Consider the following 15,797-nt stretch of genomic DNA (forward strand, 5'->3'; position numbering starts at 1 on the left):
AAAAGATGAATTAATTAAATCCATTCAAAAATATGAACATTATGAAAAAGTTATTAATTTCAACAGTATTGTTACTAGGTTTATCAATGAACGTTTCAGCACAAAAACATCCGCCGGCTCCACCACATCCTTCAAAAAACGAGTTGGTAAATATTAAAATGCAGGAGCTTACCAAAAAATATAACACAGAAAAAAAACTGATCCTTAATCATCCGTTAGCCACTAAACAAATGAAAAGAGATCAGATGAAAGCTTTAAATGCGAGATATGCGACTGAGAAACGATTGCTTAGACAGGCAAAATAATACAGAACCTCTGCAGTTATTAAAATGAGAAAAGCAGTTTTTTATATTTTTTAAATTTGAAAAGTTTTCAGTATAAAATAAAAATTATTGAAAGAGAATGCGTTTTGTGTTCTCTTTCTTTGTTTAAAATTGAATAAAAATGGCTTGTAGATGCATTTTAAGATCAATTTGCAGAAACATGAAACATCCAATATTTTTCCTTAAATTCGCATAAAAATTTTTAAAGTAATGAATTACGATATTATTGTCATTGGAAGTGGTCCTGGTGGATATGTTACTGCGATCAGAGCAGCACAATTGGGTTTCAAAACCGCAATTATCGAAAAAGAAAATTTAGGAGGAATCTGCCTTAACTGGGGATGTATTCCAACTAAAGCTTTATTGAAATCTGCTCAGGTTTTTCATTATATCAACCATGCTGAAGATTATGGTTTGAATAAAGTGGAAGCAAGCTTTGAATTTCCGAATGTGATCCAGAGAAGCCGTGGTGTTGCCAATAAAATGAGCAAAGGAATCGAATTCTTGATGAAAAAGAATAAGATTGACGTAATTCTTGGTACTGCAAAAGTACAGAAAGGTAAAAAAGTTTCTGTGACAGACAAAGATGGTAAGGTCACTGAATATTCAGGAAATCATATCATCATCGCTACGGGAGCTCGTTCAAGAGAATTACCCAACTTACCGCAGGATGGTAAGAAAGTAATCGGATACAGACAGGCATTATCTCTTCCTGAGCAGCCAAAATCTATGATCGTTGTAGGTTCTGGAGCAATCGGAGTAGAATTTGCTGATTTCTATAACACAATGGGAACGAAGGTTACTATTGTTGAATTTATGCCAAACATCGTACCTGTGGAAGATGAAGAAATCTCTAAGCACTTGGAGAAATCTCTGAAAAAATCAGGAATCGAAATTATGACAAACGCTTCTGTAGAAAGTGTTGATACAAGCGGTGAAGGCGTAAAAGCTAATGTAAAAACAGCTAACGGAAATATTACGCTTGAAGCTGATATCCTTTTATCAGCTGTAGGTATTGCTGCAAATATTGAGAACATCGGATTGGAAGAAGTGGGAATCCAGACAGATAAAGGAAGAGTATTGGTAAACGAATGGTATGAAACATCAGTACCGGGTTACTATGCGATCGGAGACCTTATCCCAACTCAGGCATTGGCTCACGTTGCTTCTGCAGAAGGGATTACTTGTGTGGAAAAAATCAAAGGTCTGCACGTTGAAAAAATCGACTATGGCAATATCCCTGGATGTACATACTGCCACCCTGAAGTAGCTTCTGTAGGTCTTACTGAAAAGCAGGCTAAAGAAAAAGGATATGAAATCAAAGTAGGTAAATTCCCTCTTTCTGCCAGCGGTAAAGCTACTGCAAACGGAAATACAGACGGATTTATCAAAGTGATTTTTGATGCCAAATACGGTGAGTGGTTAGGATGCCACATGATCGGTGACGGAGTAACTGATATGGTTGCTGAAGCTGTTGTAGCGAGAAAACTTGAAACTACAGGTCACGAAATCATCAAGTCTATCCACCCGCACCCAACAGTTTCTGAAGCTATTATGGAGGCTGCTGCTGCTGCTTACGGTGAGGTGATCCACATCTAATATATTATTGATCGTCATTCATCAGGTTGACATCAATTAAATAATAAAGAGCCGGAGAAACTATTTGTTTCTCCGGCTTTTTTAGTTAATGTTTATTACTTCCAATGGAGTTCCTATTGAATGGTAGACTGCATTTCTTCATCGAGTTTATAACTGTCTTCCATAAAATGATATTTTACAATCTTACCATCTAGCACTTTAAAAATTATGACAAACTCGGTCTTAAATACCTTGTTGTAAGCAAGAATTTTAGAAGACAGATGCCCGGTAACAGTTGCATTCTCGCCATTAACAGCGATAAAGTCAATTTCAAACTTTTCCGGTTTGACATTTGAGTATAATTCTTTAAAAAACTCTTCTATTTCTTTCTTTGTCTGTCTTTTACCCGCCCATGAAAATTTGTCTTTATTTCCAGGGAGGTCCCAGTCTACGTTTTCAGAAAATAAATCTAAAATATTTCCTTTCTTTTCACCGAATTGTAAAGCAAAGAATTCATCTATAACTTCTCGTGTTGATGCTCTATATTTTTCACCCATATCTTTCAGTAAGTTTTTGAAAATATGTACCCTGTCGGTATCTTCAGATGCAAAATCAGGATCTACATAGACATGAACCCTTTTAATAAATTCTCCTTCAAATTCAAATATATTGCAGAATTTACCGTGTGAAATCTTATAATCAGGCCATTTTTTTCCGGATCGTGTAGTTCCACTTTCTGTTCCTTCTACCACAATAGTATGATCAGAGATTACATATTTGAAATTATCAATATCATGACTAAGGTTTTGCAGATGACTACCCATTACCTTTCCAAAATTCCTGATTCCATTTTTTCCCTTTTCAAACCCGAATTTAGGATAATATATTTCTACATCCTCTGTATAGAGGTTGAAATATTCCTCGTCAAATTGCCCGTCATCCACCTTTTTAAAATAAATTTTCACTTTGTTTTTCCGAAGAGCTGTCAAGTCTGTATTGTTCATATGCTTTTGTTGTTTTATTGATACTCTTTGTTGAGCATTGATCTTTGTTGTCAATACGAAAAGAGTCGTAATTATTGTAATTTTGCTTTTCATTTATTTTAAACCAATCGTTCCAAAATAAGACAAAAAAATTTATTTTTTGATTTGTTCTATTAAAAAATCGACCATTTCCATCACTTCTTTTTTGTTCTGGGTCAAGTTATAATGACTCCAAAAACTGCTGAAAGAAGACAGGATATACCGGGCAATAATCGGAGATGAGCTTTCACTTTTAAGATCACCATTCTGCTGAGCCTGTACGATTGCTTTTTCTAAAATAGCGTGTAAGGATTTGCCACTTTTCAAGAGGAACTGCCTTACTTCCTGATCTTCCGGAACAATTTCAAAAATGGTCTTTACCGTAAGACAAGCCTTATTATCAGTTATGGTTTGTTCAACAACATCGCGAATGATATTTTCAAGTGCGCTTATACCTTTATTTTTTGCCTGTAACGCTTGGGAATATTGCTCCTCTTTAAAATCAGCATAATTTGACAGGCATTTTAAAAATAAGTCATGCTTATTGCCGTAGGTATCATAAATACTGCTTCTGTTCAGCTTCATTGCATCAACTATATCATGCATAGAAGTCGCATGATATCCCTTTTCCCAAAAGAGATTACGGGCTGATTCCAGCTTTTCTGTATAGTCAAATTCTTTATTTCTTGGCATACTGCAAATATACAATTTAAACCGATCGTTCCAAATTAAATATGTTGTTAATGATTTCTTTAATTATTCTTAAGGGGCAGAATCTAATTTTTTAATGGCTTTTTATTAAAATAATTTTAAAATCGTCATATTTATAAAAATTAACTTAATTATTTCAGCCTGTTTTCATACATTTATTCTATGAATTTTGAAAGAGTAGGACTTGTTTTATCAGGAGGCGGTACCAAAGGAATCGCTCACGCAGGCGTAATAAAATTCTTACAGGAAAAAAGCATTGAGGTTGACATCCTTTCCTGCTGCAGCGCAGGATCTATTGTAGGATGTCTGCATGCGATAGGAAAAACCCCGGAAGAAATTCTGGAATTTTTCAATTCTGTCTATTTTTTCAACTGGAAACATTTTACGTTTAATCAGCCAGGGTTGGTTTCTTCAGTGATTTTCAGAAACTATCTGAAACCTATTTTTCATGAAATGAAACTGGGAGATCTGGACATCGAAGTGAAAATTGTAGCAACAGAGCTGGTTGCCGGAACCCAGAAAATTTTTGACAAAGATTTTGAGATCGTTGATGCGATCATTGCGTCGTGTTCCATCCCGGGAATAACAACTCCTTACATCATTGGTGACGAAATGTACTGTGATGGTGGGGTATTGAACAATTTTCCGGCAGATATCATCAGGGATGACTGTGATAAGCTGATTGGGGTATTTGTATCTCCACCCAATGAAGCCAAGATCAAAGATCTGAATTCAATCAAAGCAATTGTTTCCCGTTCTTATGACCTTCTTTCCTATAGAATAGAAAGAATAAAATTTGATTATTGTGACTGGTTCATTTCTTCACAGAAGCTCGCATCTTATGGAACTTTTGAGCGTAGAAAAGACAGATTGGAAGAGATTTTTAATATCGGTTACAAAGCAGCCAAAGAGAGTTATGAATCCAGCGGTTTTTTTACAGAACTAAAACAATCCGGAACATAAAAAATCCCGCAGCAATGCAGGATTTCTGTTTTATAAAAGGTGAATCTGAATAGACAGGCTATATAACTTCCAGCTTCTATCCTCCAGCTTTCAGCCTTTAGGTCTCTTAATTTTTAACCACATATCCGTCCTGACGCACAATTTCACGGTCATTCGCATCATTTACAACCAATGTATAAGGGGCTTTTTTCGGAGAGTCTGTAAGATAATTTCTCCAGATCTGATAGCTGTGTCCTTCATTATTGAAGTTAATATAGTAGTTTCCTCCTGTACCGTCAGGAATCAGCTCTCCGTCGCTGATGATCATGCTGGGCTTTGAAGTGATCTTTGCATTGGCATTCCACGACTGGTAAAGGTACTTACCATTCGGCTGTTTGTCGATTCTGACCTTAAACTTTTTGGTTTTAATAATTACCGTTTTGGGTACCTGCTGGGTTACAGAAGTGGTTATAAAACGATCTGTTTTCAGATTCGGAACTTCTTTGGCAAACGCGAAAGAAAACTGAGCGAAGCACAAGGTTCTTAATAAAATATGCTTTATCATATTGAGTGGTTATTGGTTAACATTTTAGATTCTATCAAATATAAAGCCATTTTTAATTTAGAATATAAATATATAGTGCTGAAAATTAGATTTTTACAACTGCCGGATGCGTATTTTTAGAAAATAATAATACTGATTTTCAATTTGTTATTGTTGTATTGGTAAAATATTGTCAGTTTCTAAAACAACGGATTACTTTTCTTATGTACATTTGTACCATCAAAGGATCTCGTTCCTTTATTATCAAAATGAAACTAATTAACTTTAAGTTTTTTCTATTAAAAGTATCAGAAATCATCTTCACGATTTTTAATACATCTCCTCCTGTAATTTCTTAATTTTTTTCGAAAGAATTATCACATAATTCGTACTCTGTTTTTTCGTATTCTGAAGAATCAGAGCACAATCCCTGTTTTAAAATTTAATTAAAAAACAAAACAAACTATGGAATTAGGTTTTCATGGCTGGATGATTCCGGCCGTAATGGCGCTTTTATGCGTACTTTTTTACAAATTCATTTTGAGAATTTTCTTTGGGTTAATCATTGTTCCTCAGGACAAAATCGGTTTGGTGACCAAGAAATTCGTACTGGTCGGTAAGCAGGAACTTCCGGAAGGTAGAATCATTGCAACTAATGGAGAAGCAGGCTTTCAGGCACAGACATTAGCACCCGGCGTTTATTTCGGAAAATGGATATGGCAATATTCTATTGATTTTCAGTCTTTCACCGTGATTCCGACCGGAAAAATAGGTCTTTTATTGGCAAAAGACGGTATAGAGCTGGAAACCGGAAGGATTTTAGGCAGAAAAGTAGATTGTGATTCTTTTCAGGATGCTGAAGCTTTTTTAAAAAAAGGGGGAAGAAAAGGCCGCCAGACTGCAATTATAGCACCGGGATCTTACAGAATCAATACATTATTGTTTGAGATAGAACTGACGGATATGACTCAGATACCTGATAATGCAGTGGGAATCATCACAACAATGGAAGGAAGTCCTTTGGAAGAAGGTCAGATTGCGGGTAAAATTATCAATGATCATAATAAGTTTCAGGATGTTGATACTTTTTTGAATAACGGTGGGTATAAAGGTCTTCAGGAGCAGGTAATTCTTGCAGGATCATACTTTCTGAATCCCTGGTTTACAAAAGTCGAAATGGTGAAAATGACAGAGATTCCGATTGGCCATGTTGGAGTAATTATCAGCTATGTAGGAGAAGAAGGAAAAGATTTAAGCGGAGTTGATTTTAAACATGGAAATATTGTAGAGAAGGGGCATAAGGGAGTTTGGGCAGAACCTATTGGTCCAGGAAAATATCCAATTAATCCTTACATTATGAAAGTTGAGCTTGTTCCTACCACCAATCTGGTATTGAACTGGGCTTATGAAAGAAGTGAATCTCATCAGCTTGATAAAAATCTTTCAACGATTACAGTACGAAGTAAAGATGGTTTCCCTTTCAATCTGGATGTTTCTCAGATCATTCATATTCCCACTTATGAAGCTCCGAAAGTGATTGCCCGTTTTGGAAATATGATCAATCTTGTAAGCCAGGTTTTGGAACCTACTATTGGTAACTATTTCAGAAACTCGGCACAAGACAGTGATGTAATTGCATTTTTGGGAACCCGAAAAGAAAGACAGCAATCAGCAAAAGATCACATCAGCAGTGTTTTGGAACAATACAACGTCAATGCTGTTGATACTTTAATAGGAGCCATTGTTCCACCGGAAAGCCTGATGAAAACTTTAACAGACAGAAAACTGGCGGAAGAACAGAAAATTACTTATGAAACCGAAATGCTGGCTCAGGAAACCCGTCAGGCTTTGGAAAAGGAGACGGCGGTAGCTGATATGCAAAAGGAAATCGTAAAAGCAGATCAAGGGGTAGTGATTGCGGAAAGAATTGCTGATGCATCCGTTAAAAAAGCAACAGGAGATGCCAATTCTGTAAGATTGCAGGCTAATGCGGAAGGAGACAGACTGAAACTTCTGGCAACAGGTGAAGCAGAAAAAACGAGACTTTTGGCAAAAGCTGAAGCCGAAAAAATAGAATTGCTGGCAAAAGCAAGTGCTGAACAGATTTCATTAACAGGTAATGCTGAAGCAGAAAAGATATTGGCCATCGGTAAGTCTAATGCTGAAGCTTACAAATTATCTGTAGAAGCAATGGGTGGAAATAACTTTACCCAATTGAAAATTATGGAAAATATAGCCAGCCAGAATGTAAGAATAATGCCTGAAGTATTAATAGGAGGTAACGGAGATTCAGCGAATGGAGGCATAAGCGGACTTTTGGGACTTCAGCTTTTGGAACAGATTCAGAGGAAAAGTGTAGAAACGGAAGATGACATTGACGCAAAAACGGATAGTAATCCCAAGCCTTAAGGTGAAATAATCCCAAGTCAATTTTTAATAATAAAATAAAGGCTTTCATTTTTAAAAGTGAAAGCCTTTATTTTATTAAGAAATTCTTTTTTTGCAATTATCAAACTGGATTTGCGTAGTGTGCATCCCAATGGAACTGAATATAAGATAAAGTTCCTAGTAATAATTTGTTTTGGTTAAAAATAGATTATGAAAAAAATTATTTAAATATTTCTTTGAACTCATCAATATAAGATAGCTTTTCATAGCCCAAATACTTGAAATTTCTTTGGATGTGATTTTTTACCTTAAAATAATTTTTATGGTAGAATTGTGATATTTTTAAAACTTTCGTTCCTGCTTTGTATAAATAAAGATATTCATAGGTTCCTCCTTTGCCTGTCAAATGGCTATATTTCCAACCCTCTATTTCAGAAATTTTATGAGTTTTAGTTAGAAGTCCGAAAAATTTTTTTACAAAAATATCATTTTGGTTTATTGTTATACTGATACATTTAGTTCTTAGTTCTCCAAAAAAAAGTAATACAAACGAAAAGATAAGTATAGTCGGTATAAATATTCTTGGAAATAAAGGTGTACTAAAATTTTTTGTAATAAAAATTTCAGGAATAATTAAGATAATGAGATATAAAATAAGAATTAAGAGTAATGGTATTAACAATGCTTTAAAAGTAAATTTTGTCTTCATCATTAATCTTCAAGCCTAACCTCAAAACTCTGCGTATAACTCGCAAACGCATCTTCCAGGCTTTCAAATTTACCTTTGAACTCATCAATAGGACAGTCCTGAAGAATATTTCCTTTATGAATAAGAATTACCCTGGAGCAAAGCGCTTCCACTTCCTGCATGATGTGAGTGGATAACAAAACAGTCTTTTGTTGTCCGATTTCTTTTACTACATTACGGATTTCGATGATCTGATTAGGATCCAGACCATTCGTAGGTTCATCTAAAATCAGTAAGTCCGGTTGATGAATAATAGCCTGTGCCAGCCCTATTCGCTGTTTATATCCTTTTGACAGCTGTCCGATCTTCTTAGATTTTTCAGGGGTAATTCCTACCAGTTCAATGACCTCATCAACTCTGGAATCAGGGATCTTATGGATATTGGCAACAAACTGAAGGTATTCTTTTACGTACATTTCCAGATAAAGCGGATTGTTTTCAGGAAGAAAGCCTATTTTCTTTTTGCTTTCAATCTCATGATCGGAAATATTTAAGCCGTTAAAAATGATTTCTCCCTGGTCAATTTTCAGTGCACCGACAATAGATTTCATCAGGGTAGATTTTCCGGCACCGTTCGGGCCGAGAAGACCAATGATTTCGTTTTTATCAATAGAAATGTTGATGTTGTCAAGGGCAGTCTGTTCACCAAATTTTTTGGTTAAATTGATTATCTGAAGCGGCATATGTTTAATGTCTTTGTGCAAAAATAAAATAAAAAAACTCATTCGTTGGAATGAGTTTCGCAATATTTATAAAATATCATTATTTTTTTGATTTTTTCTTGGCTCCCCCTGTTGCAGGTGCTGCACTAGAGGCTGTATTTGCCGTTCCTTTAGCGGGAGTAATAATAGTGGCAGGTTTATCATATAAAGCATATTTTCCATTGGTTCTGCCAAAAATTTTCTCCACCTGTTTTTGTGTTAAAAACTGTGACTTTCCAATATATTTTCTGTTTTTGTTGATCACCTGAATAAACTGTACCGTCTGCTGACCGTAGTTCTTTTCGTAATGAAGCTCGATGATATCATTAGGAAGTTCCAGTACAATATTCTCATCAGGAACAGAGATAAATCCATCCATGATCAGCTTAAACAATCCGGCAACATCTCCATTAATATTCTGGAAAGAAAATGACCGGATCGTATTCAGGTTACTGGTATTCAGATCCTGGTAATTGACAGTAAATTTATCTTCCTTTTTATACAGACCAACGGAATTATCTTTACCAATTTCCACCAAACTTTCACTTTTCAACACTTTAATCTGGGAGAAAACTGAAATACCGAACATACATGTAATAAGTAGAATTATTTTTCTCATGGAGTGAATTTTAATGTTTTATAAATTGGTGCACATAAACTTACTAATAAAAAAGCTAAAACGCAATTTTATTCGTTCAAGCAAAAGTAACATTTTTTTTTAATATTCATATGGAATGATCTGTTGCTGCTATAGATTGTATTGTTTGTTTAATGGGTTGTTAATCATTGGATTATTTATTTTTTTTAAACAGCTGCTCTTTTCAGATTCACACAAATGTACAGTATTGATTTAATGTAATGTATTGAAAAACAGATTGAAAATTAATCAAATAAAGTTGAATTAAAAATTAATTTAAAATAAATGTTAAAAATAAGGTTTTCCCAATCAAAATGCAGAAAACAGCTATGCATTCCATGCTAAATTCTTTATGAGCTTACAACAGTTTGTTTTTGGAAATAGAAGCTATGCACGCATCATACTCCTGCTTATAACTTCTTCCCACAGGAATATAATGACTGCTGACAAGAACTTCATGATTATTGAAGCCTGTGATAAAGGCCGAATTGATGATAAAAGACCTGTGTATTCTTACAAAGCCTTTACCGGATACTATTTTTTCCAGATCGGTAATTTTACTTTTTGAAACAAAACTTTCTTTGGTAGCCAGTACCGCTTTGATGTCATTTCCCTGGCTCTCAAAATATACGATCTCGGAAAGGGAAAGTTTCCGATGGATGCCTTCTGTTTTGATCAGGATAAAGTCTTCTTTGTGGGGAGATGTATTTCTCAGTATCCTTTCCACAGCTTTGAAAAAGCGTTCGAAAGTAATTGGTTTCAGGAGATAATCTACCGCTTCCAGTTCAAAGCCTTCGAGAGCAAAATCGCGGTAAGCTGTAGTAAAAATAGTTCCCGGTTTATGAGGTAATGATTTTAAAAAATCAATTCCGTTCAGATGGGGCATTTGGATATCCAGAAACATCAGGTCGATGGTCTGTTTTTGTAATAATTTATAAGCCTGCATGGCATTTTGAGCTGTTCCGAGCAGCTTCAGGTCATGAATTTTTGAAATATGGTTTTGTAGTAATGACGCAGCCAAAGGTTCGTCCTCTACAATGATGCAGTTAATCATAATGAGCAGGCGTTGTTATTTCAACTTTAAAAATATTGTTTTTATTTGAAACCCGGAAGGTGAAATTGCCCTGATAATGATATTGTAATTGCCTTTCTATATTTTGCAGTCCGATTCCTTTTTCATGATCTTTCAGATGATCTGTGAATGTATTTTCAATGGAAAAAACAGAATACTGCTGATCTGTTTTCAGGTTAATTTTTATTTCTGTTGTTTCCGGATTTTTTCCGGCACCATGTTTAAAGGTATTCTCAACCAAAGTAAGATAAAGCAGGGGAGGAATAGTATTTGTTGAGGGTAAAGCAATATGCATTGTAATTTTTAATCTTTCATCAGGATACCTTAGTTTTTCCAGGGCAATATAATGCTTGATAATATCCATTTCATCGGAAATTCGGACCCACTTCTTCTGTCCATTGTATAAAATATAATCCAGCATATCCGAAAGCTGGCTGATGGATTGGGAAGTTTTATCAGAATGGCTTATTGACAGCGAATAAATATTATTCAGGGTATTAAACAGGAAATGTGGATTGAGCTGGGATTTGAGGGATTGGAGTTCCAGCTCTGTTTTTTCCTTCTGCAGCTGGACAGTATGTTCTTTTTCGTCCTTATACCGTATAATAAACATAACCGAGATAAAGATAAATGCTCCGCTGATAATAGGAAAGGTATAGTGAAGAAGAAGGTAAGGAATATCTGTAAAAATATCGAGTAAGCTGTCTTTGTCTTCACTGGTGAACAGGGGTTCAGCTATATAGACAATAAAAAAACGGTTGATGACAGAAATTGTATAAAGGCATAAAATAAGATAGACTGAAAATTCAAGATACTTTTTCCTGTCAAAAAAACAGCGAATCAAAAAAAAATAAATGAAGTTGGCACCCACAATCTGGAAAATCCAGTGGCAAAAATTATAAATGATCATCTCTTTGGAAATTTCACCATCATATTCACCATATATTCTTACCGTTCCGAATACAAAAAGAGCCGTCCAGAAGAGCAGCTGGAAAGAGAGTGTTTGTCTGGTCTGATTTTCTGATTTGATTTTCATCACTGTCAAAAATATAAAATCTGAAGCCAGATCAGGGAAAAGATATGCCAAATGATTTAAAATAATGGCGGATGACCCTATTCATAATGCAGACTGCAAATTTTGCTGTCGGAATTAAATAATGCTGTATATGAACCGGATGCTGGAAAACAGATTGAAATTTATCAATATTTGCCTTAAAAAAATAATGAAAGAAAATTCTGAAAGGCTATACGGATTGGATCATCTGAGAACTGTTGCTATTATACTGGTTTTGCTGTATCATTACCGGGCATTTAAACATCCCGGCTGGATTGACAGTATAGGAAGATTCGGATGGACGGGAGTGGATCTTTTTTTTGTGTTAAGCGGTTTTCTGATTTCCAGCCAGCTGTTTAAAGAAAATGAGTGCAACAGAAAAATCAGTCTGAAAACATTTTATATCAAACGGTTTTTCAGGATTTTTCCTGCTTACTTTTTTACGGTTTTTCTGTATTTTACATTTCCCTTTTTCAGAGAAAGAGAAGCTTTATCTCCCATATGGAAGTTTGTTACTTTTACCCAGAATTATGGTCTGGATGTGATCAGCAGAGGGACATTCTCCCATGCATGGTCATTGTGTATCGAAGAACAGTTTTATCTTATTCTTCCTTTGCTGCTTTTAATATTAATCCCCACAAGACTGTTCAGATATTTTGTGGTTTTTATAATTGCTGTTATAGGCTTTTCTATGACGGCCAGAGTAATCGCATGGAATGAATTTATCATAGGAACGGACACTGCTTCCCCGGATTTCTGGAAACTATGGTATATGAAAATATATTATCCTACTCATACGAGGCTTGATGGGCTTGGGATAGGTGTTTTGACCGGATATTTGATGCAGTATTCTTCAGGATTCAAAAAAACGGTTGAAGCCAATGGAAACAGACTTTTCTTTTTGGGAATTGTACTGTTGGGAATATCTTTCTGGGTATGTAATGAACAGGCTTCAAAAACAGCTTCCATATTCGGGTTTACGTTGGTAGCTGTAAGTTTTGGATTTATTCTGATGGCAGCAGTTTCTCCATCATCTTTCCTGTATCGGACAAAATCTTATATTACTGCTCAGCTGGCAGCTTTATCTTATGCTGTTTATCTTTCGCATAAAGGAATTATTCATCTCGTACAGGAAGGATTTGATTATTTTAAACTTGAGACATCAGACAATATAAGTCTTATTGTATGTCTTTTTACTTGTATACTTGGAGGCGTATTCTACAGGTTTGTGATAGAAAAACCTTTCTCTGTTCTTAAAACAAAGGCTTTAAAAAGAATTGTATAATATCTACCATCTTCGGGATTGATTTTCAAAAATTGAATGCTGTTTATTTTAAAAGCGTTTGGCAGATACTTTTTAATAGTTTTGGGCTATTTAGGCGTGATTACTTTCAGAACGGCATTCTTTATCGCAGCTTCTTTGAAACTCCAGTATTCACGGTTTTCAGGCATTTGATTTTCAAGAATAATGAGAGTAGTATCTGTGGAAGGAAAATAGGTGTTAAGGCAGGTGAAGCCATCTCCAAGACCCGTTACTGCATAATAATCCAGCCCTGCCTCTTTGATAAATCTTATATTATACCCGAATCCCATACTTTCCTTCCCGAAAACATTGTGTTGAGAGGTTGTGGAAGGTGTCATCATCTTTTTTTGAAATTCAGGTGAGAGAAGTTTTCCTTTAAATAATGCCTGATCCCACTTTGCCAGATCCAGTACCGTGGAAATGACGCCTGCGGCGGGTGCTATGTCATCATTCAGGAAGGTTTCCTTTACTTTTTCAAACGTATTGTTCCCGTTCATATAACCTGGGACAACGGATAAGTTATTTTTTGCATCGTATACCGTTGTTTTGTCCATTTTAAGCCTTCTGAAAAGTGTCTGAGCCAATTCTGTAAAGCTTTTCCCTGTTGTGTTTTTAAGGATTTTTCCCAAAAGCATATAAGAAAGATTTCCATATTTGAACTGAGAACCGGCCTTGAAAGCTGCTGGCTTTTCAATGTCTGTGATTCCATGGGTGTGATTCAGAAGATGATGCACCGTCACAGTATCAGCCCAGGTTTGGGTAAGGGAGGGAAGATATTTTTTGACAGGAGTATGAAGATTCAGTTTTCCCTGTTCGGCAGCCTGCAAGATCAAAACAGCGGTAATCTGCTTTGAATTGGACATGATTTCAAACTGATCATCTGTTTTCAGAGGAATCTTCTTTTCGAAATCTTTATACCCATTGGATTTCAGATATTGTATTTTTCCTTTTTGGGCAACCAAAACAACACCATTGAACGCTATGGGACTGGAAGCCGTTATAATACTGTCAATTTTATCAATATATATGTCTTTTTTCTGAGCTGTTACGGTAATAGCTAACAGTGTAGAAAATATACCTGTGAAAAATAATTGTATTTTGGTCATTACTTATGCTGTATTACTGAAAATTGAAATACTCTGAACGGTTGTCCAAAGATTTAAGTTTCCAAATATATCTTTTTCTCAGGATTGAACAAATAATATTTTCGTCAATCCGTATGAGTACAAGCATAAACCCACCGTATAAATATACTTACTTTTATACTTAGTTTTTGAATATTATCAGGATCAGCTGCTATTCAATAATGTTTGACTTGTTTGACTGTGCTATTCAGAAATGATAATCAATTAAATTTCTTTTTTATGGAAAATACACAGCATAAACATGGAATATTTTCTTCCGGAAACGCTGAAAAGCATTCAGAGCCCTCTTCAATGTACAGACAATTTGTGCTGATGGCTTTTATAATGTTCTGCGTCATGTATATCATTATGTATGCGATGATAGACAGCCTTCGGAATCTTATTTCAAATATTAATAATCTATATATGACACTGCTGATGACCTCAGCGATGCTTCTTATTGAATTGTGGATCATGCGAAAGATGTATACCAGCAGAGCAATAAACTGGGCCATCGTAGTTATTGCTGTGGCAACAGGTGTTTTTTCATGGTTCGGAATCAGGGAACAGATGAATGTAGATGACAGACAGTTTGTAAAAAGTATGATTCCCCATCACGCCGCCGCTATTTTAATGTCTGAAAAAGCCCATCTCAGCGATCCTCAGCTGATTACGCTGCAGAAAAATATCCTTAGAACCCAATCCGAAGAAATCCGATTGATGAAACATAAGCTCAGAGAATTTGAAAAAAGGTAGGATGGGAATACTATAAATAATAAGGATATTATTATTCTATTCAGAATATTTTAATAATTTAGTTTCCATGAAAATTAAAATTATTGGTCTTTCTGTACTTGTTTTCTCTGTTATTTCCTGTAAAAAAGATAAAGAATATCCGAAATATGCCGAATTGGAGTCAGGTAATGGAAGCTATACACTTTTTATCAAAAACGGAATTTTCGAATTTTTAAAAACTGAACGTATAAGCTATGATCAGATCGTAACTGCTCCTTTCTCAGAAGGTAAATATGAGATATCTGGAAATGAAATAATTTTAAAAAGTGATAAAGGAAAAAAATACACTTTCAAAATTGGGAACGACGCTGAACTGATCCCGGATAAAATGGATTCCCTGAAAGACCTGAAAGGATTATATCCTGTTCAGATTCTTCATAACAACAAAATGCCGAAAGAAATGGGACGTCTGGATTCTTTAGGAAGAAAAAATGCTTTATGGCTTTACTTTAATGAAAAAGGAAAGGTGGTTAACCAGAGGTTATATAAAAATGGTGAGCTAGTGAAAGATCATTACAAATCTGATATTGTTATAAAATAAAGAATCTGCAAGAGATTTGAAAATAGACAGTATTCAATTTTATTGCAGATAAAATCCTTGCGCCTTATATCAGCCTTCTTCATAGAATTCTGCGTCTTTGCGTTTCCAATTATACCTTTCTTATTTGTGTTTTTTTGGAAAATCGCAAAGCTTTTTTAATTCTATGTATAATTTTAAGGCGTGAAAAATCAAAGATTTTAGCAAGTAAAAGTCAAAAAAATATCAGCACCTTACTTTAGTCAATAAAAAAGGCACCATTTACAAATAAATGATGCCTCGTCACTGAATATATTTGAATGTAAAATTGTTTTTTG

Annotated in this window: 16 protein-coding genes; 7 read left to right on the top strand and 9 right to left on the bottom strand. The window is 35.0% G+C overall.

Going from position 1 to position 15,797, the window contains the following annotated elements; all coding sequences use genetic code 11:
* Window positions 1-41: 41 nt before the first annotated feature.
* Together CRS_RS22650 and lpdA are read left to right on the top strand one after the other, a co-directional pair.
* Window positions 42-305, top strand: coding sequence for a hypothetical protein (locus CRS_RS22650; protein ID WP_228451328.1), 264 nt, complete (start codon window positions 42-44; stop codon window positions 303-305).
* A 228-nt stretch (window positions 306-533) separates the two neighbouring features.
* A complete protein-coding gene (lpdA, locus tag CRS_RS22655) occupies window positions 534-1,922 on the top strand; it encodes a dihydrolipoyl dehydrogenase (RefSeq protein WP_142726222.1) in 1,389 nt (462 codons plus the stop codon).
* A gap of 113 nt (window positions 1,923-2,035) precedes the next feature.
* On the opposite strand, the gene CRS_RS22660 is transcribed toward lpdA, so the two are convergent.
* Both CRS_RS22660 and CRS_RS22665 read right to left on the bottom strand, forming a co-directional pair.
* Window positions 2,036-2,998, bottom strand: coding sequence for a nuclear transport factor 2 family protein (locus CRS_RS22660; protein ID WP_142726223.1), 963 nt, complete (start codon window positions 2,996-2,998; stop codon window positions 2,036-2,038).
* Window positions 2,999-3,037: 39 nt separating this feature from the next.
* Window positions 3,038-3,616 carry a TetR/AcrR family transcriptional regulator gene (locus tag CRS_RS22665; RefSeq protein WP_142726224.1) on the bottom strand — a complete coding sequence of 193 codons (579 nt, stop codon included), beginning with the start codon at window positions 3,614-3,616 and terminating at the stop codon, window positions 3,038-3,040.
* 180 nt (window positions 3,617-3,796) lie between these two features.
* Between CRS_RS22665 and CRS_RS22670 the strand changes: the two genes are divergently transcribed.
* Window positions 3,797-4,597: a patatin-like phospholipase family protein gene (locus tag CRS_RS22670; protein WP_142726225.1), complete on the top strand. Its 801-nt coding sequence runs from the start codon at window positions 3,797-3,799 to the stop codon at window positions 4,595-4,597.
* Window positions 4,598-4,703: 106 nt separating this feature from the next.
* On the opposite strand, the gene CRS_RS22675 is transcribed toward CRS_RS22670, so the two are convergent.
* A complete protein-coding gene (locus tag CRS_RS22675) occupies window positions 4,704-5,141 on the bottom strand; it encodes a hypothetical protein (protein WP_142726226.1) in 438 nt (145 codons plus the stop codon).
* A gap of 444 nt (window positions 5,142-5,585) precedes the next feature.
* Here CRS_RS22675 and CRS_RS22680 point away from each other — a divergent pair, with 444 nt between their 5' ends.
* On the top strand, window positions 5,586-7,529 hold the full coding sequence (locus tag CRS_RS22680; protein WP_142726227.1) for an SPFH domain-containing protein: 1,944 nt from the start codon (window positions 5,586-5,588) through the stop codon (window positions 7,527-7,529).
* Window positions 7,530-7,728: 199 nt separating this feature from the next.
* Here the strand turns inward: CRS_RS22680 and CRS_RS22685 are convergent, their stop codons facing one another.
* The 5 genes from CRS_RS22685 to CRS_RS22705 all read right to left on the bottom strand — a co-directional run bounded on the left by CRS_RS22685 (window position 7,729) and on the right by CRS_RS22705 (window position 11,702).
* Entirely contained in the window at window positions 7,729-8,220 is a 492-nt protein-coding gene (locus CRS_RS22685; protein WP_142726228.1) for a hypothetical protein, read from the bottom strand.
* Window positions 8,220-8,939 (bottom strand): ABC transporter ATP-binding protein, encoded by a 720-nt coding sequence (locus CRS_RS22690; RefSeq protein WP_142726229.1) that lies wholly within the window; start codon window positions 8,937-8,939, stop codon window positions 8,220-8,222. Before CRS_RS22690 ends, CRS_RS22685 begins: the two co-directional genes overlap by 1 nt.
* Window positions 8,940-9,018: 79 nt before the next feature.
* A complete protein-coding gene (locus tag CRS_RS22695; RefSeq protein ID WP_142726230.1) occupies window positions 9,019-9,576 on the bottom strand; it encodes a hypothetical protein in 558 nt (185 codons plus the stop codon).
* 376 nt (window positions 9,577-9,952) lie between these two features.
* Window positions 9,953-10,648, bottom strand: coding sequence for a LytTR family DNA-binding domain-containing protein (locus tag CRS_RS22700; RefSeq protein ID WP_142726231.1), 696 nt, complete (start codon window positions 10,646-10,648; stop codon window positions 9,953-9,955).
* On the bottom strand, window positions 10,641-11,702 hold the full coding sequence (locus tag CRS_RS22705; protein WP_228451329.1) for a sensor histidine kinase: 1,062 nt from the start codon (window positions 11,700-11,702) through the stop codon (window positions 10,641-10,643). Before CRS_RS22705 ends, CRS_RS22700 begins: the two co-directional genes overlap by 8 nt.
* 187 nt (window positions 11,703-11,889) lie before the next feature.
* Here CRS_RS22705 and CRS_RS22710 point away from each other — a divergent pair, with 187 nt between their 5' ends.
* Window positions 11,890-13,005 (top strand): acyltransferase, encoded by a 1,116-nt coding sequence (locus tag CRS_RS22710; RefSeq protein WP_142726232.1) that lies wholly within the window; start codon window positions 11,890-11,892, stop codon window positions 13,003-13,005.
* Window positions 13,006-13,091: 86 nt separating this feature from the next.
* Here CRS_RS22710 and CRS_RS22715 read toward each other — a convergent pair whose 3' ends face one another.
* A complete protein-coding gene (locus tag CRS_RS22715; RefSeq protein WP_142726233.1) occupies window positions 13,092-14,129 on the bottom strand; it encodes a serine hydrolase in 1,038 nt (345 codons plus the stop codon).
* Window positions 14,130-14,387: 258 nt separating this feature from the next.
* Here CRS_RS22715 and CRS_RS22720 point away from each other — a divergent pair, with 258 nt between their 5' ends.
* Both CRS_RS22720 and CRS_RS22725 read left to right on the top strand, forming a co-directional pair.
* The gene (locus tag CRS_RS22720; protein WP_142726234.1) at window positions 14,388-14,903 is read left to right on the top strand and encodes a DUF305 domain-containing protein; all 516 of its coding nucleotides are present in this window, start codon (window positions 14,388-14,390) and stop codon (window positions 14,901-14,903) included.
* A 67-nt stretch (window positions 14,904-14,970) separates the two neighbouring features.
* A complete protein-coding gene (locus tag CRS_RS22725) occupies window positions 14,971-15,483 on the top strand; it encodes a hypothetical protein (RefSeq protein WP_142726235.1) in 513 nt (170 codons plus the stop codon).
* Window positions 15,484-15,797 lie beyond the last annotated feature (314 nt).

The organism is Chryseobacterium sp. ON_d1 (assembly GCF_006829085.1).
Classification (GTDB): Bacteria; Bacteroidota; Bacteroidia; order Flavobacteriales; family Weeksellaceae; genus Chryseobacterium.

Excerpts from the sequence above, each read along its gene's own strand:
- CRS_RS22695 (WP_142726230.1), bottom strand. The coding sequence starts at position 9,576 with ATGAGAAAAATAATTCTACTTATTACATGTATGTTCGGTATTTCAGTT.
- CRS_RS22660 (WP_142726223.1), bottom strand. The coding sequence starts at position 2,998 with ATGAAAAGCAAAATTACAATAATTACGACTCTTTTCGTATTGACAACA.
- CRS_RS22725 (WP_142726235.1), top strand. The coding sequence starts at position 14,971 with ATGAAAATTAAAATTATTGGTCTTTCTGTACTTGTTTTCTCTGTTATT.
- CRS_RS22715 (WP_142726233.1), bottom strand. The coding sequence starts at position 14,129 with ATGACCAAAATACAATTATTTTTCACAGGTATATTTTCTACACTGTTA.
- CRS_RS22650 (WP_228451328.1), top strand. The coding sequence starts at position 42 with ATGAAAAAGTTATTAATTTCAACAGTATTGTTACTAGGTTTATCAATG.
- CRS_RS22665 (WP_142726224.1), bottom strand. The coding sequence starts at position 3,616 with ATGCCAAGAAATAAAGAATTTGACTATACAGAAAAGCTGGAATCAGCC.
- CRS_RS22675 (WP_142726226.1), bottom strand. The coding sequence starts at position 5,141 with ATGATAAAGCATATTTTATTAAGAACCTTGTGCTTCGCTCAGTTTTCT.
- CRS_RS22670 (WP_142726225.1), top strand. The coding sequence starts at position 3,797 with ATGAATTTTGAAAGAGTAGGACTTGTTTTATCAGGAGGCGGTACCAAA.
- CRS_RS22720 (WP_142726234.1), top strand. The coding sequence starts at position 14,388 with ATGGAAAATACACAGCATAAACATGGAATATTTTCTTCCGGAAACGCT.
- CRS_RS22700 (WP_142726231.1), bottom strand. The coding sequence starts at position 10,648 with ATGATTAACTGCATCATTGTAGAGGACGAACCTTTGGCTGCGTCATTA.
- CRS_RS22685 (WP_142726228.1), bottom strand. The coding sequence starts at position 8,220 with ATGATGAAGACAAAATTTACTTTTAAAGCATTGTTAATACCATTACTC.
- lpdA (WP_142726222.1), top strand. The coding sequence starts at position 534 with ATGAATTACGATATTATTGTCATTGGAAGTGGTCCTGGTGGATATGTT.
- CRS_RS22705 (WP_228451329.1), bottom strand. The coding sequence starts at position 11,702 with ATGAAAATCAAATCAGAAAATCAGACCAGACAAACACTCTCTTTCCAG.
- CRS_RS22690 (WP_142726229.1), bottom strand. The coding sequence starts at position 8,939 with ATGCCGCTTCAGATAATCAATTTAACCAAAAAATTTGGTGAACAGACT.
- CRS_RS22680 (WP_142726227.1), top strand. The coding sequence starts at position 5,586 with ATGGAATTAGGTTTTCATGGCTGGATGATTCCGGCCGTAATGGCGCTT.
- CRS_RS22710 (WP_142726232.1), top strand. The coding sequence starts at position 11,890 with ATGAAAGAAAATTCTGAAAGGCTATACGGATTGGATCATCTGAGAACT.